Annotated in this window: 11 protein-coding genes; 10 read left to right on the forward strand and 1 reads right to left on the reverse strand. The window is 69.3% G+C overall.

The window, feature by feature from the left end; genetic code table 11:
- Nucleotides 1-8: 8 nt before the first annotated feature.
- Entirely contained in the window at nt 9-1,547 is a 1,539-nt protein-coding gene (locus AWC02_RS16170) for a (2,3-dihydroxybenzoyl)adenylate synthase (protein ID WP_085129725.1), read from the reverse strand.
- 86 nt (nt 1,548-1,633) lie between these two features.
- Between AWC02_RS16170 and AWC02_RS16175 the strand changes: the two genes are divergently transcribed.
- From AWC02_RS16175 to AWC02_RS16220, 10 genes are all read left to right on the forward strand, one after another.
- Nucleotides 1,634-5,065, forward strand: coding sequence for a non-ribosomal peptide synthetase (locus AWC02_RS16175; RefSeq protein WP_085129726.1), 3,432 nt, complete (start codon nt 1,634-1,636; stop codon nt 5,063-5,065).
- A 272-nt stretch (nt 5,066-5,337) separates the two neighbouring features.
- Nucleotides 5,338-7,548: a copper-transporting P-type ATPase gene (locus tag AWC02_RS16180; RefSeq protein ID WP_085129727.1), complete on the forward strand. Its 2,211-nt coding sequence runs from the start codon at nt 5,338-5,340 to the stop codon at nt 7,546-7,548.
- 80 nt (nt 7,549-7,628) lie between these two features.
- Nucleotides 7,629-8,318 (forward strand): cutinase family protein, encoded by a 690-nt coding sequence (locus AWC02_RS16185; RefSeq protein ID WP_085129728.1) that lies wholly within the window; start codon nt 7,629-7,631, stop codon nt 8,316-8,318.
- Nucleotides 8,319-8,514: 196 nt separating this feature from the next.
- Nucleotides 8,515-9,261 (forward strand): thioesterase II family protein, encoded by a 747-nt coding sequence (locus AWC02_RS16190; RefSeq protein WP_085129729.1) that lies wholly within the window; start codon nt 8,515-8,517, stop codon nt 9,259-9,261.
- A complete protein-coding gene (locus AWC02_RS16195) occupies nt 9,254-10,579 on the forward strand; it encodes a beta-ketoacyl [acyl carrier protein] synthase domain-containing protein (protein WP_085129730.1) in 1,326 nt (441 codons plus the stop codon). The genes AWC02_RS16190 and AWC02_RS16195 overlap by 8 nt, the downstream gene beginning before the upstream one ends.
- A complete protein-coding gene (locus tag AWC02_RS16200) occupies nt 10,573-13,512 on the forward strand; it encodes an SDR family NAD(P)-dependent oxidoreductase (protein WP_085129731.1) in 2,940 nt (979 codons plus the stop codon). The genes AWC02_RS16195 and AWC02_RS16200 overlap by 7 nt, the downstream gene beginning before the upstream one ends.
- The gene (locus tag AWC02_RS16205) at nt 13,505-20,152 is read left to right on the forward strand and encodes a non-ribosomal peptide synthetase (protein WP_085129732.1); all 6,648 of its coding nucleotides are present in this window, start codon (nt 13,505-13,507) and stop codon (nt 20,150-20,152) included. The genes AWC02_RS16200 and AWC02_RS16205 overlap by 8 nt, the downstream gene beginning before the upstream one ends.
- Nucleotides 20,134-24,660 carry a non-ribosomal peptide synthetase gene (locus tag AWC02_RS16210; RefSeq protein WP_085129733.1) on the forward strand — a complete coding sequence of 1,509 codons (4,527 nt, stop codon included), beginning with the start codon at nt 20,134-20,136 and terminating at the stop codon, nt 24,658-24,660. Before AWC02_RS16205 ends, AWC02_RS16210 begins: the two co-directional genes overlap by 19 nt.
- Nucleotides 24,657-25,937, forward strand: coding sequence for an NADPH-dependent L-lysine N(6)-monooxygenase MbtG (mbtG, locus tag AWC02_RS16215; protein ID WP_064997469.1), 1,281 nt, complete (start codon nt 24,657-24,659; stop codon nt 25,935-25,937). Before AWC02_RS16210 ends, mbtG begins: the two co-directional genes overlap by 4 nt.
- Nucleotides 25,918-26,148 carry an MbtH family protein gene (locus AWC02_RS16220; RefSeq protein WP_064997470.1) on the forward strand — a complete coding sequence of 77 codons (231 nt, stop codon included), beginning with the start codon at nt 25,918-25,920 and terminating at the stop codon, nt 26,146-26,148. The genes mbtG and AWC02_RS16220 overlap by 20 nt, the downstream gene beginning before the upstream one ends.
- The last annotated feature ends 7 nt before the right edge of the window (nt 26,149-26,155 follow it).

Here is a 26,155-nt window from a genome sequence, read left to right on the forward strand (position 1 = left end):
ACCTCGCGTCACCCGAGCTGGTTGATCAACGCCTTCTTGTCGATCTTGCCGACCGCCGTGGTGGGCAGTGCCGGTAGCGCCGCCAGCTGATCGATCCGGATGTGGGTTGCGACCCCGGACTCGTCGAGGTGGCGGTTGAGCTCTGCCAAGGTCAGCGGTGAGCCGTTGAAGACCACTGCGGCGCAGATCTTTTCGCCCAGATATTGATCCGGCAAGCCGACCGCTGCGGCCGAGCGAACCGCCGGATGCTGCAGCAGGTGCGACTCCAGCTCGTCGGCAGCGATGTTCTCGCCGCCGCGGACGATCACGTCCTTGATCCGGCCGGTCACCTCCAGGTAGCCATTCGCCAACCGGCGGACCCGGTCACCGCTGCGGTAGAAGCCGTCCGGGCTGAAGGATCGCTCATTCGCCTCGGCCGCGTTGAAATAGCCGTTGATCGTGTAGGGCCCGCGCACCATCAGCTCGCCCTCGGATGCCTCGGCGCCGGTCTCGTCGACCACCCGCACCTCGTCGGCGGGGCACAGTGGCCGGCCCTGCGTGGTGTCGAGCAACTCCGCTGAGTCGCCGGGCCGGGTGTAGCAGAGCAACCCCTCGGCCATGCCGAACACCTGCTGCAGGCCCGGCGTCAGAACCTCCCGAATCCGGCGGGCGTCGCCCGGGGCCAGCTTGGCGCCGCCGACCTGCAGCAGTCGCAGGGTCGTCGGCCTCTGAGGCTCCCAGTCGCAGGCCTGCGCCCACAGCGTGGCCAACGCCGGCACCAGCGCGGTGACCGTCACCCGGTGCCGGGCGATGGTGGCGAATGCCGCCTCCGGGCTGGGGTCGGCGCCGAAGACGGTGGCCGCGCCCACCGACATGGCTCCCAGCAACCCCGGGCAGGCCAGCGGAAAATTGTGGGCGGCCGGCAGTGCCGCGAGGTAGACGTCATCGGCGGTCAGCTGGCACAGCTGCGCACTGGCGGTGGCGTTGTAGACGTAGTCGTCGTGGGTGCGGGGGATCAGCTTGGGCATCCCGGTGGTCCCACCGGAGACCAGCAGCAGCGCCGGCGCGGCGGGGTCGGGGGCGACCCGCGGCGCGGGGGCGCTCTCGCCCGCCTGGTCGAGGATGAGTCGTCTGAGCCCCAGCTCGGCGGCCATCGCCGGGTAGTCGAATCCCGCAGTGGCGTCGGGGATCACGATCCCGACAGCATCGCTGACCTCGGCCAGATGCCCGATCTCGGCAGCACGGTGTCCGGGTAGGCACAGCACCGGAACAGCGCCCAGCCGCAGCAGCCCGAACAGGGTGACCGCGAACGCGCAACTGTTGGGCAACTGCAGCAACACCCGGTCGCCGGCGCCGACACCCAGCCGGTGCAGACTGCCCGCCGCACGATCGGCGGCCGCATCCAACTGCGCATACGACAGCGTCGTGCCGTCATCGATCACCGCGCGCCGCTCGGGCCAACGCGTCGCGGCGTCGTCGAGCAGCGACGTCAAGGGCCGCCCGTTCCAGTAGCCGGCCGCACGATAGGCGGCGGCCCGCTCGTCGGGAAACGGTACGAACCCGTGCATGTGTACTCCCTGGCGTGCCGACGACCGAACCTGGATAGAGTAGCTTCGAGAAATTAGGGCAGCCTAACGAAGGGTGGAGTCGCGTCGTGGGGCCGGACGAGATACGCGCACAGGTCGCTGACCTGCTCGGCGCGGACGCCAGCGCCGTCGATCCCGAGGCAGATCTGGTGGGACAGGGTCTGGACTCGATCCGGATGATGAGCCTGGCCGGTCGCTGGCGCAAGCAGGGCATCGACGTCGACTTCGCCACGCTGGCCGCCGATCCCCGCATCACCGCGTGGCAGGACCTGTTGGGCCGGGGCGAACCGGCGCCGGAGACCGCCCCGATGGTCGATCCCGCTGATGCCTGCGCACCCTTTCCGCTGGCTCCCATGCAGCACGCCATGTGGGTGGGCCGCGACGACGACGTCGCGCTCGGCGGGGTGGCCGGGCACCTGTATGTGGAGTTCCACACCCGCCCCGGGGACCCGGGAATCGATCCGGGCCGGCTGGCCGCCGCAGCGAGTGCACTGGCCGCGCGCCACCCGATGCTGCGGGTGCAGTTCTCACCTGATGGCACCCAGCACATCCGGCCCGATGCCGAACTGCCCGTCGCCGTGCAGGATCTACGGGAACTCGATGCCACCGCGGTGGCCCAGCGGCTGGACGCCACCCGCGTGGCGAAATCGCACCAGCAGCTCGACGACGCGGTCTTCGAGCTCACGGTGTCGTTGCTGCCGGACGGAACCACGCGCCTCCACGTCGACCTGGACATGCAGGCCGCCGACGCCATGAGCTACCGAACCCTGATGGCGGATCTGGCCGCGGCCTACCGGGGGGAGACGTTGCCCGAGCTGGGCTACACCTACCGGCAGTACCGCCAGGCCACCGCCGAACACCAGCCCGACGAGAGCCATGCTCAGTGGTGGGCGCAGCGCATCCCCGACCTGCCCGACCCACCCAAGCTGCCCCCGCCCGCAGGCGCCCCCGCCGACCCGCGACGCAGTACTCGGCGGTGGCATTGGCTGGACCAGGACACCCGCGACGCGCTGTACGGTCAGGCCCGCGCCCACGGCGTCACACCGGCCATGACCTTGGCCGCCTCGTTCTCCCACACCCTGGCCAATTGGTCGGACGCACCCCGGTTCCTGCTCAATGTGCCGTTGTTCGGCCGGGAACCGCTGCACGACGACGTCGACAAACTGGTCGGGGATTTCACCTCATCACTGCTGCTGGATGTGGACCTGAGTCAGGCCGGCACCGGCGCTCAGCGCGCGCACGCCCTGCAGGACGCCATGCGCACCGCCGCCGCCCACGCCGACTACCCCGGCCTGGCGGTGCTGCGTGACCTGAGCCGCCACCGCGGCACGCAGGTGCTGGCGCCGGTGGTGTTCACCAGCGCGCTGGGTCTCGGGGAGCTGTTCGCAGATGAGGTCACCGGGGCGTTCGGCGCCCCGGTCTGGATCATCTCCCAGGGCCCGCAAGTGCTGCTCGACGCGCAGGTCACCGAGCTCGACGGTGGAGTCCTGGTCAATTGGGATGTGCGTGAAGACATGTTCGCGCCGGGCGTGATCGACGCCATGTTCGCTCACCACATCGCCGACCTGACCCGGCTGGCCGGCGGCGAGGGTTGGGCGGAGCCGGCGCCGGCAGCGCTGCCGGTCGACCAGGCCCAGGTGCGCAACTCGGTGAACTCGGGTACCGCTGAGCCCAGCGGAGAAGCGCTGCAGGACGGCTTCTTTCGCCAAGCCGACCGCGATCCCGATGCCGTCGCGCTGCTGCACGCCTCGGGGCAGTCGAGCTACGGACAGCTGCGCGATCAGGCATTGGCGGTGGCCGCCGCGCTGCGAGAGCGGGGCGTGCGACCCGGTGCCACAGTGGCTCTGCTGGGCCCCAAGGGTGCCGAGCAGATCCCGGCCCTGTTGGGAATCCTGGCCGCCGGTGCGGTCTATCTGCCGATCGCCGCCGATCAGCCGCCCGAGCGCAGACAACGAATTCTGGCTCTGGGCGGTGCTGCGCTGGCCCTGGTGACCGGGGATGCGGTGCCCGCCCTGCAGATTCCGGCGCTGGCGGTCTCCGAAGCACTGCAGCACTCCGCTGCGGTGGAACCGGTTCGCACCGATCCGGCCGAATTGGCCTATGTGGTGTTCACCTCCGGCTCCACCGGCGAGCCCAAGGGCGTCGAGGTCACCCATGACGCCGCGATGAACACCGTCGAAACCCTCAGCGCTCGCTTCGGATTCGCTCCGAGCGATCGCAGCTTGGCGCTGCTGACCCTGGACGCCGACATGTCGGTGCTCGACGTGTTCGCGATGCTTCGTGCCGGCGCGGCGATCGTGATGGTCGACGAGGCTGACCGGCGCAGCCCCGACGTGTGGGCGCAACTGGTGGCGCGGCACCGGGTCAGCGTGCTCAATCTGATGCCGGGGGCGTTGGAGATGTTGGCCGCCACCGGCGGTGAACTGTCTTCGGTGCGGGCGGTATTGACCGGTGGCGACTGGGTGCGCCCGCAATTGGCTCGACGGTTCGCCGAGGTGGCCCCCGGTGTGCGGTTCGCCGGACTTGGCGGGGCCACCGAAACCGCTATCCACGCCACGCTGTGCGAGGTCGAGGGTGAACCACCGGCGCACTGGGCCGCGGTCCCCTACGGCACCCCGCTGCCCAACATCGCCTGCCGGGTCGTCGGCGCCGAAGGAGCCGACCGCCCGGACTGGGTGGCCGGCGAGCTGTGGGTCGCCGGGCGCGGCATCGCCTCGGGTTACCGCGGCCGGCCCGATCTGACCGCCGAGAAGTTCGTCGAGCACGCCGGCCGAACCTGGTATCGCACCGGCGATCTGGCCCGCTACCTTCCCGACGGCACCTTGGAGTTCGTCGGCCGGGCCGATCACCGTGTCAAGGTCAGCGGCTATCGCATCGAGCTCGGCGAGGTCGAATCCGCGCTGCGCCGGCTGCCCGGGGTTGCCGAGGCGGTCGTGGTGGCGCTGACCGACGCCGGCGGGCGTGAGGTGCTGGCAGCCGCGGTGCGCACCGGTGATCCAGCGGTGAGCGTCGCCGAATTGCAGGCCGGGTTGGCCGAGTCGTTGCCTGAGCACATGATTCCCCGACAGCTGCGCCTGGTTGCGGCGATTCCCTACACGGTTTCCGGCAAGATCGACCGGCGGGCGGTGACGGCGGAGCTGGCCGCGGACATGGCGGCAGGCGATGGCTACCGCGAGCCGGCCGGCCCGCTGCAGCGCGCCCTGGCCGCGATCATCGCCGAGGTGCTCGGCGTCGCCCGGGTGGGGGCCGACGACGACTTCTTCGCGCTGGGAGGGGATTCGGTACTGGCCACGGCCGCTGTGTCCCGTATTCGCACCTGGCTGGACGCCCCGGGCGCCGTGGTGGCCGATATCTTCGCCACCCGAACCGTCGCAGGGCTGGCCGCCCGGCTGGCTGCTGCGGAGGACGCACCGAGACGGTTGGACGCGGTCGCCGAGGTGTATCTGGAAGTGGCGCAGCTCGATGCCGCCGACGTGCTGGCGGCAATCGGAAAGGAATGAGTTCCGGGCAACCGTGCCCGGTCGCCATGAGCCTCTAATTCTTTGTCACCCAACATCTCCCGGTGATCGGCGATCCCTTGTATGTGGTGGCACCGATAGGCCGGGTCGCACGATCTTGCCGAATTCACCGAGGGACCAGCGCATGGCGGGCAAGATGGGCTGCGACGATCAGTCATTCGCTTGTGCGGAGGTGAGCTCACCGTGCTGACCACGATCGACGGCCCGCCCGCCCCGGCTCGGGTGGGGCGCCCGGCAATGGGGGATTGCCGACCATGACGGCCCACATCGGCCACGAAGGGCACGACCACGGCCGCCCCAGCGTGGGTGTCGAGCACTCGGGCGCGGCGGAGATCGCGGAATACACCTGCCCGATGCACCCCGAGATTCGTCGGCCGGGCCCGGGTTCCTGTCCGATCTGTGGCATGGCGCTGGAACCGGTATTTGTCACCGCCGACACCGGCCCCAGCCACGAGCTGGCCGATATGACTCGCCGATTCTGGGTGGGCCTCGCCCTGGCGCTGCCGGTCTTCGTGCTGTCGATGGGCGGTCACCTGATCGGATTGGTGCCGGGTGTCATCTCGGCGCCGGTGTCGGCCTGGATTCAGCTGGTGTTGGCCACGCCGGTCGTGTTGTGGGCGGGGTGGCCGTTCTTCGTCCGCGGCTGGGACTCGGTACGCACCGGGAACTTGAACATGTTCACTCTCATCGCGATGGGTACCGGGGTGGCCTGGGGCTACAGTGTCGTCGCCACCGTCGCGCCCGATGTCTTCCCCGACTCGTTTCGCGAGATGGGCGTCGTCGACGTCTATTTCGAGGCAGCAGCGGTCATCACCGTCTTGGTGTTGCTCGGCCAAGTGCTGGAACTGCGGGCGCGCGAACAGACATCGGGTGCCATCAAGGCCCTGCTCAATCTGACTCCCAAGACTGCCCGGCGTATCCGTCCCGACGGCGCCGACGAGGAGATCGCCCTCGAGAACGTACAGATCGGGGATCGGCTACGCGTACGGCCCGGCGAGCGGGTGCCGGTCGACGGCGCCGTTGAGGAGGGCAGCTCCACCGTCGACGAGTCGGTCGTGACCGGAGAATCGATGCCGGTCACCAAGACCGCCGGTGACACCGTCATCGGCGGCACCATCAACCAGTCCGGCGGGCTGGTCATGCGTGCGGAAAAGATCGGCCGCGACACGATGCTGGCGCGGATCGTCGCCATGGTGGCCGAGGCGCAACGCTCTCGCGCACCGATCCAGCGGATCGCCGACCGTGTCGCCGGGGTGTTCGTCCCCGCGGTGATCGCCGTCGCGGTGATCGCGTTCATCGTCTGGGCCCTGGTGGGCCCCGACCCCAAACTGGCGCACGCCCTGATCGTCGCGGTCACCGTGTTGATCATCGCCTGCCCCTGTGCGCTGGGACTGGCCACGCCCATGTCGATCATGGTCGGAGTGGGTCGCGGGGCCAGGCTGGGTGTCTTGATCAAGAACGCCGAGGCGCTGGAACGCATGGAGAAGGTCGACACCCTGGTCGTCGACAAGACCGGCACCTTGACCCAGGGCCGTCCCGCGGTGACCGACACCCTTGCGGCATCGGGCTTCGACCCCGACGAGATCCTGCGATGGGCCGCCGGTGTCGAGCGGGCCTCTGAGCACCCGCTGGCGCAGGCCATCGTGGCGGCGGCGACCGAACGCGGCGTCGGCGTTCCCGACGTCGACAGCTTCGAGGCGCCGGCCGGCCGGGGTGTTGTCGGAGTTGTCGATGGACGTCACGTGGTTGCCGGCAACGCGGAATTCCTGACCTCGCAGCGGATCGACGTCAGTGCGCTGGAGTCCGAGGCCGACCGGCTCCGCTCGGATGGAGCCACCGCCATCTACCTCGGCGTCGATGGACGGGCAGCCGGCATCTTCGCCATCGCCGATCCGGTCAAGCCGACCACGCCGGCAGCACTGGCCGCATTGCGCCGCGAAGGCATCGACATCGTCATGCTGACCGGTGACAACCGCGTGACCGCGCAGGCGGTCGGGCGCCGTCTGGGCATCGACCGCATCGAAGCCGATGTGCTCCCCGATCAGAAGAGTGACGTGGTCACCAGGCTGCGTGACGAGGGCCGGGTGGTGGCGATGGCCGGTGACGGCGTCAACGATGCTCCCGCGCTGGCGGCCGCGGACGTCGGCCTGGCCATGGGCGGCGGAACCGATGTGGCGATGGAAAGTGCCGGCGTCACCCTGCTCAACGGTGACCTCACCGGCATCCTGCGTGCCCGCGAGCTCTCCAAGATGACCGTGGCCAACATCCGGCAGAACCTGTTCTTTGCCTTCGGCTACAACGCGGTGGGCATCCCGATCGCCGCCGGGATCCTGTACCCGGCATTCGGCCTGCTGCTGTCTCCGCTGATCGCCGCGGCCGCTATGTCGTTGTCCTCGATCAGCGTGATCGGCAATGCACTGCGGTTGCGCACCCAGCGGCTCACCGAGCCCGAGTCCGATACGTGACCCGGTGGTCTCAAACCGACAGACAAATGTCGGGTTGAGGGGCTGGTGCCCGGCTGGCTCGGTGTGCCAGCATCGATGACATGAAGGCGCCCGGGGTGGTCGCGCTGTTTGCTGCTGTGGGGGCATCCGCCCTGGTGGCCGTGCCCGGTGTCCCGGTCGTGGTTCCGGCCGCGTCCGCAGCCGACTGTCCCGACATCGAGGTGACCTTTGCCCGCGGGACCGCCGAACCGCCCGGTGTCGGCGAAGTCGGCCAGAAGTTCATCGACGCGTTGGATTCGCAGGTCAAAGGGCGCACCGTCGGTGTGTATGCGGTCAATTACCCGGCCGGCGAGGACTGGCCGCCTTCGGCGTCCGACGGCGCCCGCGACGCCAGCACGCACGTGCAGTCCATGGCGGCGACCTGCCCCGATACCAAGCTGGTGCTCGGCGGCTACTCCCAAGGCGCCATGGTCATCGACCTGGTCACCATCGCGCGGGCATCGGTGGCGGGCTTCAACGCCGCGACCCTGTCTGCCGAGGATGCCGAGCACGTAGCTGCGGTGGCAGTTTTCGGGAATCCCACCGACCGTTACCTGGGCGGACCGATCAGTGAGATCAGCCCCTGGTACGGAGCCAAAGCCATTGATCTGTGTGTCGACGGTGATCCGATCTGCACTCCGGGAGCCCTGGCGCTGCCTTCGCACGACGAGATGTTCTCCGCGCCCCACCTGTCCTACGCGCAGTCGCCGATGCCCGCTCAGGCCGCGGCCTTCGTCGCCGGTCTGCTCTGATCCGACGCCCGCCTTTCGCCGAACGTGCATTCAGCGCGATAAACCGAGGGCAGAAACCCGGTCTCAAATCACGCTCGGCGCGGGGGAGGGCCTCGATGGGGCCCACGGACGCCCCAGTTTCCGGCCCGCCCCCGGTAGGGGTAACCTAACGCGAGGAAATTAGGGCAGCCTTTACTAATACTTGCGAGGGGATCGAATGGCCGTCGACGACACCTCGGCCGTCGCGGAGTTCCCCTCCTGGATGGGCCGCTTTCCGGGGCCCGGCGCCCCCGTCCTGGTCTTCCCACACGCCGGCGGGACCGCGGTCAACTACCGCCCGCTGGCGCTGGCCCTGGCCGCCGGTGCCGACACCTACGTGATGCAGTATCCCCAGCGTGCCGACCGTTTCCGCGAGCCGGCCGTCGAGACCCTGCCGGAATTGGCGCGCAGCCTTTTCGATGCCGCGCCCTGGCACCAGCTCGGGCCGCTGCGCCTGTTCGGCCACAGCATGGGCGCGCTGGTCGCGTTCGAGTTCGCCCGGCTCGCCGAGGAGCGGGGGATCGAGATCCCGCGGCTATGGGCCTCGGCCGCGCCCGCACCCGGCCTGGTGGCCGGGCTGCGCAAGGTGCCCACCGGCGATGCCGACCTCCGCGCCGAACTCGCCCAGCTGGGCGGCACCGACCCGCGAATTCTGGCCGACGAGGAGTTTCTGACCCTGCTGCTGACCCCGGTGCGCTCGGATTACCTGGCGTTCAACCGTTACTCGTGTGCACCCGATGCCACCATCGGTGCCGACATCACGGTGCTGGGTGGCCGCTCCGACGACCGGATCGGCACCGACCTGCTGGAACGCTGGGCCGACCACACCACCGGCGCCTGGTCGATGTCGCTGTATGACGGCGGGCACTTCTATCACTACGAGCACATCGAGACCCTGGCGAAGCGGATCATCGCCGATGAATGATCGGCGCGAGGACCCGGTCGTCATCACCGGCCTCGCCCTCGAGGCTCCCGGTGGGATCGACACCGCCGAGCAGTATTGGTCACTTCTTGCCGACGGTCGAGAGGCGCTGAGCGCCATCCCCGAGGACCGTGACTGGGCGGTGCGCGAACTCCTCGAGGGGTCTCGCCGCGACGGTTTCAAGCCGATCTGCAACGCAGGCGGATTCCTCTCCGGTGCCGCCGAATTCGACCCAGGCTTCTTCGGTATCGCACCCCGCGAGGCGGTCGCGATGGACCCGCAGCAGCGGGTCGCACTGCGGGTGGCCTGGCGCGCACTGGAAGACGCCGGCATCAATCCCGACGAGCTCAACGGGCACGACGTCGGCGTATACCTCGGCGCGTCGGTCACCGGCTACGGCCCGGACATGACGCAGTTCAGCGCACACAGCGGCCACCTGCTGCCCGGCACCGCACTGTCGGTGATCTCCGGCCGGATCGCCTACACCCTGGGCCTGGCCGGCCCGGCGATCACCGTCGACACCTCGTGCTCGTCGGCGCTGTCCGCGTTGCACCTGGCGGTGCAGGCGATTTCGACCGGTGACACCGACATGGCGCTCGCCGGTGGGGTGTGCGTGATGGGTTCGCCCGGATTCTTCGTCGAGTTCTCCAAGCAGCACGCGCTCTCCGACGACGGCCACTGCCGGCCCTACAGTGCCGCCGCCACCGGAACGGTGTGGGCTGAAGGCGCTGGAATCTTTGTGCTGCAACGAAAATCAGCTGCCCTGCGCGATCGCCGTCACATCTACGGCGAGATCCTGGCCAGTCGGCTCAACCAAGACGGTCACACCGCCGGCCTGCTCACCCCCAGCGAGCAGGCCCAGCAGCGGCTTTACCGGCACGCCCTGGCCGACGCCGGCGTGCATCCCGGCCAGGTCGGGATGATCGAGGGCCACGGAACCGGGACCCGGGTCGGAGATCCCGTGGAGCTGCGCTCGCTGATCAGCGTCTACGGCGCCGACACCACCGGGGGCGCCGGTCCGCGGTTGGGCTCGGTCAAATCCAACATCGGGCATAGCCAGGCCGCGGCCGGGGCACTCGGACTGACCAAGGTGCTCCTGGCCGCCGAGCATCAGGCGATCCCACCCACCCTGCATGTCCGCGAGGGCTGGCACGACGGCATCGACTGGGACGGCCACGCAATCACGCTGGCCGAGACCATCACCCCCTGGCCGGCAAGCGACGGGCGACGGATCGGCTCGGTGTCGGCGTTCGGAATGAGCGGCACCAACGCACATCTGATCGTCGGGGTGGACGACGTTGTTGAGGCGGCCCCATGCTGAGCAGCCACCCGACTGTCCTGCCCGACGGCCGGACCCCCGTGCTGATCTCGGCGCACGCCCGCGACCTGGTGGCAGCCGAGGCCGGTGGCCTGGCGCGCTACCTGCAGTCCCGTCCCGCCTCGGTCGAGGCGGTCGCCCAGACTCTGCGATCCACCCGCCCGGTGCGCCGCTACCGTGCGGTGATCCGGGCCCGCGACACCGCCGAGCTCGCCGCGGGCCTCGACGCCGTCTACCGGGGCGCCGAACACCCGTTGGTGGCTCAGTCGCATCAACCTGAGGCCGCTCGCACCGCCTTCGTGTTCCCCGGCCAGGGCAATCAATGGCCCGGAATGGGATCCGAGCTGCTCGGCATAGCCGCGTACCGCGCCGAGGCGGACCGCTGCGATGACGCCTTCCGGCGCGCTGGTCACCCGTCGCCGCTGGGCTACCTGCGGGGTGCTGAAGACACCAATCCCGTGGTGGTCCAGGCCGCCCAGTTCACCCACGCCGCGGCGCTGGCAGCCACCTGGCGGCATTTCGGTGTGCTGCCCGACATCACCGTCGGCCACAGCCTGGGGGAGTTGGCCGCCGCCTACACCGCCGGCGTGGTGGACTTGGATGCCGCCGTGGCAGTGGTGGCCGCGCGGGCGCAGCTGACCGACCAGCTGGCCGCCGGCGCACCGACCCGATTCCGCATGGCCATGATCGCGGTGAACGCCGACGCCGCCAGCGAGCTGATCGCCGCAACCCCCGGCTGGCTGGAACTGTCGGTGGTCAACGGGCCGGAATCGGTGGTCGTCTCGGGAGAACTGGCGGCAATACAACAGATTCTGGAGTCCGCCGGCCGGTGTGGAGTCTTCGCTCGCGAACTGCCGGTGCGCTACCCGGCGCACACAAGCGCCCTGGAGCCGCTGCGAGACCAGCTGACCGGGCAAATTCCCGAAGCGCAATTCCACAGCGCCCCGGTGGAATTCATCGGATCGGTGTACGGCGGCCCGATTCCGCCCGCCACCACGTTCCGAAAGTACTGGTTCGACAATCTGCGCCGCCAAGTCCGATTCGATATGGCCGCGGCTGCCGCGGTCGGGCGCGGCGTCACGACATTCATCGAGATGTCGGCGCACCCGACCCTGCTGGTGGCACTCGGCGACTCCGTCGGTGCGGCCCAGGTGCTGGGCAGCACCGACCGTGACCAGCCGGCCGGTGAGGCACTGGCAGCCAACATCGCCGCCGCGGCCATCGCCGATCCCGGTTACCGCTGGCGCGATTTCGCCCCGCCGGACGCTCCCGCGCTGCTGCGGCACTTTCCGCACGCACCGATGCACACCAACCGGCTGTGGGCCGGCACGGAATCATCTCCGCCGCGCCCGCACATCCCGGTCGTCATGACTGAGAAATGGCTGCCGGTCACCGAACCCGAGCAGCGGTCCGCCCCGGTGGCTGTGGTCGACTATGCCGGGCAATCGGCCGAGCTGACCGCGCAACTGCGGGCGGCGCTGGACGTCGAAGCGGTGGACCCGGCCGACGCCGAATTCCTGGTTCTGGTGGCTCCGCTCGCCGACGATACCGATATCGCCTCGGCGACAGCCGAGTTCGCCGCGCACGCGGCCGCCCAGACCGCCATTGCTCCAGGACCCGGCTGCCGGCGGGTATGGCTGCTGACCCGTGGTGCCGAGCAGCTCGACGGTGACCCACCGCCGAACCCGGGCGGCGCCGCACTGGCCGCGCTGCATCGCAGCGCCGGGTTCGACTACCCCGATCACACGTTCGCGCATCTGGATCTACCGGCGCACCCCACCGCCGCAGATCTGCGCGCCGCCGGCGCCGCACTGTCACTGACTGAGACCGAGGTGGCGGTGCGGGCGGGGCGCCTGACAACGCGACGATTCGTCGAATCCACCACCGCGGCAACGCCGCCTACCGTCCCGCAGACCGTGGTGATCAGCGGCGGAACCGGTGCCATCGGGTTGGCCTACGCGGCGTTCTGCGCCGACCACGGTGCGCGCGACATCGTCCTGCTCAGCCGCAGCGGGGCCGGCGATGCGACGACGCCGCAGTTGGATGCGCTGCGCGCGCGCACCGGGGCGCGCATCCGTGCGGTGTGCTGTGACATCACCGATGAGGCCGCAGTCGCAGCGGTCATCGAGCAGTATCGACCCGCGCCGGCAGGGCTGCTGGTCCACACGGCGTCGGCAGAGGCCGTGGCCACATCCAAGGTCACCGACGATGCGGTCCGGGCCGCGTTCGGGGCCAAGGTGATCGGACTGGAAAACCTGGCACGCCGGTGGCCACTGACCGCAGACGCACGCGTGCTGGTCAGCTCCTCGGTGCTGGCGCTGTGGGGCGGGTCGGGACACGGACTCTACGCGGCGGCCAACCGGATGGCTGACACGCTGGTGGGTCAGCTGCGGGCACAGGGGCGCAACGCCAACTCCATCCGCTGGGGACTGTGGCGCAGCGTGGCGGTGGTCAGCGGCGAGGAGAAGGACCGGATCGCGCGGACCGGCCTCACGCCGATGGCCCCGGAAGCCGCGATCACCGCAGGACTTCGTGCCGCCCTCGACGACCCGGCGATCCTGGCCGCCGATTTCGACCGACTGGCGGTGTTCTTCGACAGCCAGGGCGTGCCCTCGCCGTTCGACGAATCACTGACCGCCGCAAGGTCTGATGGGCGGGCCGACCGCCCGATCGGGGAGGTGGTCGCCGACGAACTGGTGACCGTGTTGGGCCTGGAAGGCCCGGACGACATCGACATGCACCGGGCCCTGGTCGACCTCGGCCTGGATTCACTTCTCGCACTGGACCTGCGCAAGCGCCTGGGGCGGGCCACTGGCCTGCGCGTGGCGCTCGGTCCGCTGCTGGCCGGAATGACCGGAGCCCAGCTGACGGCGACGCTGACCGATGACGCAGCGCCGGCCGCGGCTACGGAAAGGACTGTGTTCACCCATGACTGATGCCGTCGACCAGGCGACTGACGCAGACGAGCTGCGGCTCGAACTGCTGCGCCGCCGCCTCGCCGAACGCGGGCTGGCCGCATCGACACCGGCGCAGCCGCAGTCCCCGCCGGACCATGAATCGCAGCCCCTGACCATGAGCGACGGGCAGCGCCGCATGTGGTTCGTGCAGGCGCTCGACCCGGACGGCGCCCTGGCCAACATCTCGGTCTCCTACCGCCTCACCGGGCCGCTGGACGGCACCCGGCTGCAGGCCGCGCTGGCCGCAGTGGCTGCCCGCCATCCGGTGCTGCGCACCGTCTATCCCGTCGACGAGGCGGGCGAGCCGAACCCGGTGATCGCCGAGGTCACGCCCGGCTTTGCCACACACGACCTGTCCGACCTCGCCGAGCAGGCCCGGGCGCTGCGCCTGGAAGTGCTTGCCCAGCGAGAATTCGCCACCCCGTTCCGGCTGGAATCCGATGCCCCGCTGCGGCTCACCCTGGTCCGGATCGCGCCGGACGAACACATTCTGCTGCTGGTGGCCCACCACATCGCCTGGGACGACGACTCCTGGGCGGTCTTCTTCGCCGACCTCACCGCCGCCTATACCGACCCGGAGCAGTTCGCCACCCGTGCGCCGGTGCCGCACCCCGTCCCGGCGACGGGCTTCGGCCACGAAGCGGAGCTGGACTACTGGAGGACCCTGCTGGCCGACCCACCGGACCCGTTGGAGCTGCCCGGCCCGCACGGCTCGGCGATACCCAGCAGGCTGCGCGCCGGATTGTGCACCCACGCCCTGCCCGCCGAGTTGATGTCCGACATCGCCGAGCTGGCCCGCAGCAACGGCGCCACGCCCTACATGGTGATCGCCGCGGCGTTGTCCGCCCTGATCCACCGCTACACCGCCACCGATGACTTCCTCATCGCCTCACCGGTGCTCAACCGCACCGCCGGCACCGAAGGGGCCATCGGCTACTTCGGCAACACCGTGGTGCTACGCGCGAAAGTTGACGCTGCTACCCGGTTCAGCGATCTGCTGGCGCGTACCCGCGACGCCGCACTGGGGGCATTCGGCCACCAGGGCATCAACCTCGACCGGGTGGTGCGTGAACTCAACCCGGACCGTCGGCACGGGGGAGTGGAACGACTCACCCGACTCAGCTTCGGCTTCCGATCGACCCAGGGCGGCGGCTTCCAGCCGGACGGGATCACCTGCACCCGTGCCGATTACCGCGGCAAGGTGGCCCAGCTTCCGCTGGGAATCATGGTGGAGGCCGACGCCGACGGTGCACTGATCGAGGCCGAATATCTGCACGACGTGCTCGACGGGCCGTTGGTCGAGCAGTTGCTGCGGCACCTGGTTCAGCTGCTGTCCGCCGCGGTGGCAAAGCCGGAGACGACCGTCGGCGAGCTGGACATGCTCGGCAATGACGACCGCGCCTGGCTGGAAGCGATATCCCGCGGACCGGACTTCATCCCGGCTCCCGAGGCGCCGGCCACCCTCGGTGCGCTGGTGGCCGCCCGGGCAGCGGCCACCCCGAACGCCATCGCCGTCGTCGACGACCACGGCAGGTACAGCTACGCCGAGATCAACGCGCGCGCCAATCGAGTCGCGCACCACCTGATCGCCGCGGGAATCGGCACCGAGGACAAGGTCGCGGTGCTGTTCGGCCGCTGCACGGAATTGGTGGTCACCGCCCTGGGCATCGCCAAAGCGGGCGCCGCCTACGTTCCCGTCGACCCCGAATATCCGCCGGACCGTATCGAATTCATCCTCGGTGACGCCCGGCCGTCGATCGTGCTGCGTGAACCCTTGACCACCGACGAGCTGGCCGGGCGGCCCGACACCGACCCGACCGACGCCGACCGGGTGCGCCCCCTGCGCCCGGAGAATCTGGCCTACCTCATCTACACCTCGGGTTCGACCGGGTTGCCCAAGGGCGTCGAGGTATCGCACGCCCCGATCACCGAATATCTGCTCTGGTTCGGTGCCGAATACGGTGTCGACGACACCGACGTGCTGCTGCAGGTCGCATCGCCGAGCTTCGACGTGTCGATCGGGGAACTGTTCGGAACCCTGGGAAGCGGTGCCCGGCTGGTGATTCCGCGCCCGGACGGACTGCGCGACATCGGCTACCTGACCGACCTGCTGCAGCGCGAAGGCGTCACCGCCATGCACTTCGTGCCGTCGCTGCTGGGACTGTTCCTCTCGCTGCCCGGCGTCAACCAATGGCGCACCCTGCGGCGCATCCCGATCGGTGGCGAACCGTTGCCGGGCGAACTCGCAGACAAGTTCCACGCCACTTTCGATGCCCTGCTGCACAACTTCTACGGCCCCACCGAGACCGTGGTGAACTCTTCCCGGCACAAGGTGGAAGGCCCGCAGGGCAACCGGATCGTGCCGATCGGCAGCCCGAACATCAACACCACCATGTGGCTGCTCGACGGTGCCCTGCAGCCGGTGCCGGTCGGGGTGATCGGCGAGATCTACATCGGCGGAACACATATGGCCCGCGGCTACTTCGACCGCCCCGGTCTGACCGCCGAGCGGTTCGTCGCCGACCCGTGGACGCCCGGCCAGCGGCTGTACCGCACCGGTGATCTGGCCCGGCGCAATGCCGCCGGCGACCTGGAGTTCATCGGCCGCGCCGACGACCAGGTCAAGGTCCGTGGTTTCCGGATCGAACTCGGGGAGGTTGCCTCTGCCATCTCGGTGGACCCCAGCGTCGGCCAGTGCGTGGTGGTGGTGTCGGACCTTCCCGGGTTGGGCCGCAGCCTGGTCGCCTACCTGACCCCCGGCGCCGGCGCAGCCGAAGACACGGTGGAGGTAGCTCGGATCCGGGCCCGGGTGGCCGCGGCATTGCCGGAGTACATGGCGCCGGCAGCGTACGTGGTGGTCGACGACATCCCGATCACCGCGCACGGCAAGATCGACCGCGCTGCGCTGCCCGATCCGCAGCCGATCGAGAGCACGCCCTACCGGGAGCCCCAGACCGACACCGAACACGTGGTGGCGCAGCTGTTCGCCCAGCTGCTCTCCCGCGACAAAGTGGGTGCCGACGACTCGTTCTTCGATCTCGGCGGTCACTCGTTGCTGGCCACGAAACTGGTCGCGGCGATCCGCGCCCGCTGCGAGGTGGAGATCGGTATCCGGGAGATCTTCGAAGCCGGCACGGTTTCCCGACTGGCGGCCGCGATCGACCGGGCGCCGGCGGCGCAGCTCGGCGAGACCGGGGCCGGGCGACCGGAGCTGGTCGCCGTACCGCGCTCCGGTGACCTTCCGGTCTCGGCGTCGCAGCTGCGAACCTGGTTCGCCTACCGACTGGACCCGACCGCCACCGGCGACAACATTCCGCTGACGGCCCGGCTCACCGGCCCGTGCGACACGGCCGCCCTGACCGCCGCGATCGGCGACGTGGTGGCCCGCCACGACAGTCTGCGCACCACGTTCCGCGAGATCGACGGCGTGCCCCACCAAGTCATCAACGCACCCGCGGCGGTGCCGGTGACCGAACTGCAGTGCCCCGAAACCGATCCGGATGTCGTTGCGGCGTGGACTCAAGCCCGGCTCGACGAGCAGCGCGGCGTCGCATTCGACCTGGAACGGGATTGGCCGATCCGGGCGGCGCTGCTGCACCTGCCCGGCGACGAACGGGTGTTGTCCCTGGTGGTGCACCACATTGCCGCCGACCACTGGTCGGTCGAGGTGCTCTTCACCGACCTGCTGATCGCCTACCGGTCCCGCGCGGTCGGCTCCGCGCCGGCATGGGAGCCGCCGCCGTTGCAGTACGCGGACTTCGCGCACTGGCAGGGCGAACTGCTGCGTGATGAGTCCGGGCTGATCGAGGCGCAGCGCCGCTACTGGATCGAGCAACTGACCGGCCTGGCCGACGACACCGGGCCGCGGCCGGACTATCCCCGTCCCGCCACCGCCAACGGCTCCGGCGACTCGGTCGCATTCACCGTCCCCCCGCAGGTGCGAGCAGGACTGGCGGCACTGGCCCGCGAGACCGGTGCCACCGAGTTCATGGTGGTGCAGTCCGCGGTCGCGGTGCTGCTGCATCTGGCCGGCAGCGGCGACGACATCCCGCTCGGCGTGCCGATCGCCGGACGAACCGACAGCGCACTGGACCACCTGGTCGGCTTCTTCGTCAACATCGTGGTTCTGCGAAACCGATTGGCGGGCAACCCGACACTGCGCGAAGTGGTATCGCGGGCGCGGGAAGTCGCGCTGGGCGCCTACGCCCATGCCGACCTTCCGTTCGACCGGCTGGTCGAGGCGCTCAACCCGGTCCGGACGCTGTCGCGTAACCCGCTGTTCCAGGTGGTGGTCCACGTACGCGAGGCGGCCGACGTCACCCACGTGATCGACAGCGGCCCCGACGGCGACCTGGTCTTCCGCACCGTGATGCCGACGTTCGACATCGCGCACGCGGACCTGTCGGTGAATCTTTTCGCCACAGCGGACGCCGACGGAGCGGGCTATGACGGACACCTGATCTACCGCACCGACCTCTACGAGCGTGCCACCGTGCAGCGGCTGGCCGATTGGCTGGGCCGGGTGCTGGCAGCCATGGCAGGTGATCCGGGACAGACGCTGCGCGACATCAGCCTGGTCGATGATGACCAACGGAGGCGCATCCTGCAGCAGTGGAGCTGCGGTGCAAAGATTCCCGCCGGCGATCCGAAGACCATCGCCGACGTGCTGGCACCCAGCCGCAGCTTTGAGGGCGTCGCCGTGCGATGCGCCGGAGCCGAGCTCACCTACCCACAGCTGCACAGCCGGTCCGACCGGCTGGCCGAGCTGTTGATCGACGCCGGCGTGCAACCCGGAACCCTGGTGGGTCTGTCGGTGCGACGCGACCTGGATCTGCCGGTGGCGCTGGTCGGCATCATGAAGGCCGGCGCCGGCTACTTTCCGCTGGACCCGAGCTATCCGCGTCAGCGCCTCGAGTTCATGATCGGCGACGTCTTGTCCGACACCGTCTTGTCCGACACCGTCTTGTCCGACACCGATTTCGCGCCCGGAGCGGCCAGGGTGATTCTGGTCAGCACGACCACCCGGGAAGCGATTCCGGCACCGGACGGTGTCACGCTGCTGTGCCTGGATGACGCCGATGTCCAGGCGGAGCTGACAAACGACGTTGCCGGGCTGAACCTTCCGGTGCCGCACCCCGATGACCCGATGTTCCTGGTGTTCACCTCCGGGTCCACCGGTGTGCCCAAGGGCGTGCTGGGCACCCACCGCTCGATGAGCGCACGCCTGAACTGGCAGATCGCTCACTACCCGGTCACCGGTGCGGACATCCGGCTGGCCCAGTCGTCGATGACGTTCCTGGAAGGCGGCATGGAGATGCTGGCCGGGCTGGCCGCCGGGGCGACCCTGATTCTGGCCGACGACAACGAGTTCCGTAACCCCGAAGCGCTGGCTCGGCTGATCGTGGACGAACGAGTGGCGCAGGTGACCGCGGTGGCCAGCCTGATCTCGGTGCTGGCAGAGTCCGGCGGTTCAGCGAGGCTCGACGGAGGAGAGCCGAAGCTGGGACCGCCGCATGAACCAGACGCTACGTTGCGCGGCCTCCGCCGACTGGTGTGCAGCGGTGAACCCGTCTCGGCGGACCTGCTGGCCCGCCTCGGCGACGCGCTCGACCCGAATGCTCAACTGCTCAACAACTTCGGCGCCACCGAGACCTCGGGTGCGGTGGTGCGCGGCGAACTGGAGCCACCCACACCCAAACTGGGCCGGCCCACGCCCGGGGCGCAGGCTTACCTGCTCGACGACGCGCTGCAGCCGGTTCCGCCCGGGGTGGTGGGCGAGGTCTACTACGCGGGCCCACAGGTCGTCCGCGGGTACTGGAAGCGGCCGGGCCTGACCTCGACCCGGTTGGTCGCCAACCCCTTCTCCGACACGCCCGGCGACCGGCTCTACCGCAGCGGCGACCGAGCCCGTTGGACCGTGGACGGGGTGTTGGAATTCGTCGGTCGCACCGATCACCAGGTCAAGGTGCGTGGCTTCCGGGTGGAGCTGGCCGAGGTTGAGGCCGCGCTGCGCGGTGCGCCGGGTGTGGCTACCGCCGCCGCCCGCACCTGGGAACAGCGCGGTGTCACCACCCTGGCCGGTTACCTGGTGCCTGCCGGCCCCGTCTCCGACGCGGCAGAATTCATCGCCTCGGTGCGCGCTGCCGTGGCCGCGAGCCTGCCCGGCTACATGGTCCCCTCGTCGTTGACGGTGCTCGACGCCATGCCGCTGACGGACTCCGGGAAACTGAACCGGCCCGCACTGCCGCAGCCCGCGGTGGCCACCCGCGGGGCATCGGACCCCCCGGTCACCGCCACCGAAGAGACCCTGGTCGGAATCTGCGCCGAGCTGCTGGGAGTCGCGGCGATCGGTCGTAGCGACGGCTTCTTCGAACTCGGCGGTGACAGCATCCTGTCGGTGCAGCTTGCCGCTCGGGCGCGCGCGGCGGGCCTGGACGTCGACCCGCGGATGATCTTCGAGCACCCGACGTTCGCCGAACTGGCCGCCGCCGTCGACCTTCAGGCCGCGGCCGGCGGCACCGTCGAATCCGCCGACACGGCATTCGAGCCGATGAGCGTCTCAGGGCTGAGTAACGACGCGCTGGCCAATCTGACCGCGGCATGGGGCGATTCGCCGTGACCGAGACCGCATCCGCGCGCAGCGCTGCGCCCGCTGCGGCGATCGAGGACGTGCTGGCACTCTCCCCGCTGCAGCAGGGGCTGTTCTCGCTGGCGAAGCTGGTCACCGATGACGGTGGGGAGCGCGACGGCGTCGACGTCTACACCGTGCAGTTCGTCATCGACATTGTCGGTGCCGTCGATCCCGGGCTGTTGCGCCGCAGCGCCGAGGCGATGCTGGCCCGGCATGCGAACCTGCGAGCGTCATTCTGGGACGTCGACCTGCCGCACCCGGTGCAGATCATACCGGCGAAGGTGGTCCTTCCCTGGCGCGAGATCGAAGCCTCCACAAGTGAATTCGATGAAATTGCCCGCATCGAACGCACCACGAACTTTGACTTGGGTCGCGGACCGCTGCTGCGCTTCGTACTGGTCCAGTCGGCCCCCAAGCAGTACCGGCTGATTCTCACCGTGCACCACCTGCTGATCGACGGGTGGTCGATGGCGGTGTTCTTCGACGAAATGGTGGCGATCTACCGCGCCGGCGGCGTCGACCCGCTGCCCGCCCCGCGGCCCTACCGCGACTACATCGGCTGGCTGACCCGACAAGACAGCGCCGCAGCCACACAGCGGTGGCGTGAGTACCTGGATCCGGTGAGCGCCCCGACCATGCTGGCCGGCGGCAACCGAGCCGCCGTGGGCAGTGCCATCCCGCAGACCTCCGAGATTGCGCTGGACACCGACGCCACCGCGCGTCTGACCGAGTGGGCCCGCCGGCACGGTCTGACGCTCAACACCGTGCTGCAGTTCGCCTGGGCGGTGCTGCTCGGCCGGCTCACCGACCGGACCGACACGGTGTTCGGTGCGGTGGTGTCGGGCCGCCCGCAACAGCTCACCGGCGTCGAAACCATGGTCGGGCTGTTCATCAACACCGTCCCGGTGGCCGCGTCGACACCGCCGCGCGCCGAGGTGGTCGCCACCTGCCAAGCGCTGCAACGCGATGCCGCTGCGATGCGCGACCTGGGGTACCTGAGCCTGTCGGCGGTGCAGCGGGCCAGCGGCAACGCGGTGTTCGACACCCTGCTGGTATTCGAGAATGCGCCCATCGGCTCGGCCACCGCCGGGGTCACCACCGATGACGGGGTGCGTTTCATCCCGGTGACGGTGGAAAGCCTCACGCACTATCCGCTGACCCTGGTCAGCTACCCGCCCCGCGACGGCCGGCTCACCGTCCTGCTCGAGGCCATCCCAGATGCGCTGGGAGAATTGTCGGTTCCCGATCTCGGCCAGCGACTGTTGCAGGTGCTGCGCCAGCTTCCCGATCCGGCACGGTCCCGGGTCGCCGATTTGGACGTGCTGCTGCCCGGTGAGCGGGCCCGCATCAATCCGGCGCCCCAGGCAGGTTCGGCGAATCAGAGCGGGGACGACCCGGCCTTGTCGGTGCCCGCGCTGTTCGCTGCGGCAGCCGCGGCTCACCCGCACGCGCCGGCGCTCACCGGCGAGGACCGCAGCCTGACCTACGCCGAATTGGCGGTCGAATCCGCCGGATTGGCGCGGGCGCTCGCCGGGCGGGGGATCGGTCCCGAAGACCGGGTCGCGATAGCGTTGCCGCGCTCGCTGGACTCGGTGATCGCGATTCTGGCGGTGCTGCAGGCCGGGGCTGGCTACGTGCCTATCGATATCGACCTGCCCAATGCGCGCATCGAATCGATTCTGCGCCAAGCTGAGCCGAAGCTGACGCTGACCGGCGAACTACTGGCCGAACTGCGCTCCGACGATGCGGTGCAGATCCCGACGCCGGAAGCGATCCACCCGGACTCGGCCGCCTATGTGATCTTCACCTCCGGTTCCACCGGCGAACCCAAGGGGGTCATCGGCACGCACCGTGCGCTGGCGTCGTACTTCGCCGATCATCAGCAGCGCATGTACGCACCTGCAATCGCGCGGCTGGGAAGGCCACTGCGAGTCGCGCATGCCTGGTCACTGAGCTTCGATGCGAGCTGGCAACCGCTGGTCGGGCTGCTGGGCGGCCAGAGTGTGCACCTGTTTTCCGCCGAGGAGATGCGTGATGCCGAGGCGATCATCAATGGCATTCGCCGGCACCGCCTGGACATGATCGATACCTCGCCGTCGATGTTCACCCAACTCTTCGATGCCGGCCTGCTGGATGCCGGCTCCGAGCACCGGCTCACCGTGCTGGCGCTTGGTGGGGAGGCGATCGCCCCGCATACGTGGGCGCGACTGCGCGCGGCCCCCGCGACGGCCGTCCATAACTGCTACGGGCCTACCGAGACCACGGTGGAGGCCGTCGTCGCCGACGTTGCCGACGCTGATGTCCCAGTCATCGGAGAAGCAGTGCGGGGCATGATCGCCCGCGTGCTGGACTCCTCTCTGCGCGAAGTGCCCGACGGCGTTGCTGGCGAGCTATACCTGGCAGGCGCTCAGGTCACGCGCGGTTACTTGGGCCGTTCCGGGGAGACCGCCGCCCGCTACGTCGCGGATCCGTTTCTCGCAGGCGGCCGGATGTATCGCACTGGGGACCTGGTTCGGCGCCGTGCCGACGGGCAGCTCAGTTTCCTGGGGCGTCGCGACGACCAGGTCAAGGTGCGCGGATTTCGAGTGGAGATCGCTGAGATCGAAGCCGCACTGTCGGCGCTCCCAGGCGTAGCGGCGGCGGCGGTTCTGCCCCTGCGAAGTGACAGTGGTACTCGGCTGGTCGGCTTCGTTGCGGGCCCAGCCGGCGCGGACCTGTCTCGGGTAAGGGCCGACGTCGGTGCCCGCCTACCGGTCTATATGTTGCCATCAAGGCTTATCGCGGTAGCCGCTATGCCGTTGACGGCCAACGGAAAACTAGATGTTGAGGCGTTACTCGCTCGGGCCGGCGACGTCGCGTCCGACGACGCAGGTCGGGCGCCGGGCACCGACACTGAACGGATGTTGGCGGCTGCGCTGGCCGAGCTGTTCGACGGCGCCGCGCCCGGCGTCACCCAGGACCTGTTCGAGCTGGGTATGGACAGCATTGTGGCGATTTCCCTGGCGAACAAGCTGCGCGGGTTAGCGGTGACACCGCGCATGGTTCTGGCAAACCCCACTATTGAATTACTCTCTGCCGCAATTGATCTTGCAGAGGAAACACCCGGATTGCCCGTAACCGAGGGTGCAGAGCGGTTCGGCGAGGTGGTGCCGGTGCCGATCGTCTCGTGGCTCTACGAATACGGTAACTTTCGCCGACTGGCCCAGACGATGTTGATCAGGTTGCCGCCGGGCATCGAAGAGGCGCAACTGAAATCGACGCTGCAGGCGGTAGTGGACCGGCACGATATGCTGCGATCCCGTCTGGATTTCGTCGACGGGGACTACCGGCTAGTCACCAGACCGCCGGGTGCGGTGGCCGTGGTCGACGTGCTGACTCGGGTGAGCGGGCGGGCGGCCGACGCCTTAGCCGTCCATGCCCGTGAGGTGGTGGACGGTATTGACCCGTTTGCCGGGGCCATGATCCGGGCGCTGTGGTGTGACTCTGAAGCGGAGGGTCGTCTGCTGCTCGTGGTGCACCACCTGGCTACCGATGTGGTTTCCTGGTATGTGCTGCTGTCGGGGTTGGCTGCGGCATGGGCGCAAGTCGGCGCTTCCGAACCGCCCTGTTTGCCTGGGGAGTACAACACGTACCGGCAGTGGACGCAGGCATTGAAGCAGCGCGCGGCGAGCGCGGAGGTGACTGCGCAACGCGACTACTGGCTGGAGCAGTTGCGCGGGGCCGAACTCCCGCTGGGTGCTCGGTTGCCTGATCCGCGTCGCGATACCTGGGCCTCACTGCGAACCACAGAGGCGTTGAGTGAGGTGCGCGACACGACGGTGATGCTGGACAAGGTGGCCGCAGCCGGTGTCGGGGTCCGCGAATTCCTGCTGACTGCGCTGACGATGACGCTGACGGCGTGGCGGGTCCAGCGCGGTGAACCGACCGAGAACGGGATTCTGGTGGCCCTAGAGGGCCATGGACGCGAAGATGCTCTGCTGCCGGGGTTGGACTCCTCGGCCACGGTGGGGTGGTTCACCAACGTGTTCCCGGTGAGGCTCGGCGGAGCGGCGCCGGTGGACATTGCGGCGGCGCGCAACGAGCCGGCCGCCGCGCGTGCCCTGCTGCGCGCGGTGGTGGAGCACCTCGCCACGGTGCCCGGCAACGGGCTGGATTACGGGTTGCTGCGTTACCAGCGCCGCGATCCCGAACTGGTCGCCGCGCCGCACCCACAGGTGGAGTTCAACTACGTCGGACGGCTCGACCTGACTCCGCATGCGGCGCCATGGACACTGTGCTCAGATCCGGAATTGAACGCGCTGCTGCCGCTGGTGTCCGAACCCGATCTCCCGCTGCGCTATACGTTCGATGTGATCGCTGCGGTGCACATTGGCGCGGCTGGTCCGCAGCTGCGGACCACCTGGTGCTGGAGTGAGCAGCTGACCACCGCGTCGGAAGCCGCTGATCTGGCGGCGCTGTGGTGTGACGCGGTAACGGCACTCGGGGAGGCTCTGTGAGCACACTTGCGGTGGTGGGCGCCGGGGCCAAGGCCGTCGCGGTGGCCGCGAAGGCCGCCGTGCTGCGCGAGATGGGCGTTGCCGCACCGGACGTGGTCGCCGTCGAACGCACCGAGGTCGCCGCGAACTGGCGAGCCTCCGGGGGCTGGACCGACGGCGCGCACCGGCTGGGCACCAGTCCGGAGAAGGACGTCGGCTTCCCGTACCGCTCCGCCCTGGTGGCCGGCCGCAACGCCGAGCTCGACGAGCGAATGACTCGTTATGGCTGGCAGTCCTATCTGATCGCCACCGGTCAGTTCGCCGAGTGGGTCGACCGCGGCCGGCCGGCGCCCACGCACCTGCGGTGGAGCCAGTACCTGCGCTGGGTGGCCGACGCGGTGGCACTCAGCGTGATTCCCGGTGAGGTGGAGCGGCTGGGGGTGAGTGGCGCCGGTTGGGTGCTGCGCACCCGGGAGACCACGGTCGCCGCGGACGCGGTGATGATCACCGGGCCGGGCCAGGCCGAGAAGTCGATTCTGCCGGGCAACCCGCTGGTGCTCTCCATTGCGCAGTTCTGGCACCGGGCCGCAGCCGACCGGATCAGCGCGGAGCGTGTCGCCGTGATCGGGGGCGGCGAGACCGCCGCGTCGATGCTCAATGAGTTGTTCCGCCATCGCGTTTCGACGATCACGGTGATCTCCCCACAGGTGACCCTGTTCACCCGGGGCGAGAGCTTCTTCGAGAACACGCTGTTCTCCGATCCCGTGGACTGGGCTGCTCTGACCCTGGCTGAGCGTCGAGATGCGCTGGCCCGCACCGATCGTGGGGTGTTCTCGGCCCGGGTACAGGATGCGCTGTTGGCCGACGACCGGATCCGCCACCTGCGGGGCCGGGTGGCGCACGCCGTGGCTCGCGACGGCCGAATCCGGTTGACCCTGAGCACCAACCGCGCCGGTGAGAACTTCGAAACCGTGCACGGCTTTGACCTGGTCATCGATGGTTCCGGTGCCGACCCTCTGTGGTTCGTGTCGCTGTTCGGCCAGGACACGCTGGACCTGCTCGAGTTGGGCCTGGGCGGGCCGCTGTCCGGTGACCGGCTGGCCGAGGCGATCGGACATGACCTGGCCGTCGCCGACGTCGCGCCGAAACTCTTCCTGCCGAACCTGGCCGGGCTCACCCAGGGACCCGGTTTTCCCAACCTGAGCTGCTTGGGCCTGCTGTCCGACCGGGTGCTGGGCGCCCACCTTTCTGCTACGCCACCGATACCGAGGAGATCCGATGAGCACCAATCCCTTTGACGACGAGAACGGCAGCTTCTACGTGCTGGTCAACGACGAGGAGCAGTACAGTCTCTGGCCGACGTTCGCCGATGTTCCCGCCGGGTGGCGAGTGGTCTACGGAGCTGAACACGGCGCCGATCGGGCGGCCTGTTTGGAGTATGTCGAGCAGCACTGGAACGACCTGCGGCCCAAGAGTCTTCGTGAGGCCATGGCGGCCGAGCGCGGGTAGCCGGGCT

It is taken from the genome of Mycolicibacter engbaekii (genome assembly GCF_002101585.1).
Classification (GTDB): Bacteria; Actinomycetota; Actinomycetes; order Mycobacteriales; family Mycobacteriaceae; genus Mycobacterium; species Mycobacterium engbaekii.

Excerpts from the sequence above, each read along its gene's own strand:
- AWC02_RS16200 (WP_085129731.1), top strand. The coding sequence starts at position 10,573 with ATGCTGAGCAGCCACCCGACTGTCCTGCCCGACGGCCGGACCCCCGTG.
- AWC02_RS16170 (WP_085129725.1), bottom strand. The coding sequence starts at position 1,547 with ATGCACGGGTTCGTACCGTTTCCCGACGAGCGGGCCGCCGCCTATCGT.
- AWC02_RS16185 (WP_085129728.1), top strand. The coding sequence starts at position 7,629 with ATGAAGGCGCCCGGGGTGGTCGCGCTGTTTGCTGCTGTGGGGGCATCC.
- AWC02_RS16210 (WP_085129733.1), top strand. The coding sequence starts at position 20,134 with ATGGGGCGATTCGCCGTGACCGAGACCGCATCCGCGCGCAGCGCTGCG.
- AWC02_RS16195 (WP_085129730.1), top strand. The coding sequence starts at position 9,254 with ATGAATGATCGGCGCGAGGACCCGGTCGTCATCACCGGCCTCGCCCTC.
- AWC02_RS16180 (WP_085129727.1), top strand. The coding sequence starts at position 5,338 with ATGACGGCCCACATCGGCCACGAAGGGCACGACCACGGCCGCCCCAGC.
- AWC02_RS16205 (WP_085129732.1), top strand. The coding sequence starts at position 13,505 with ATGACTGATGCCGTCGACCAGGCGACTGACGCAGACGAGCTGCGGCTC.
- AWC02_RS16190 (WP_085129729.1), top strand. The coding sequence starts at position 8,515 with ATGGCCGTCGACGACACCTCGGCCGTCGCGGAGTTCCCCTCCTGGATG.
- AWC02_RS16220 (WP_064997470.1), top strand. The coding sequence starts at position 25,918 with ATGAGCACCAATCCCTTTGACGACGAGAACGGCAGCTTCTACGTGCTG.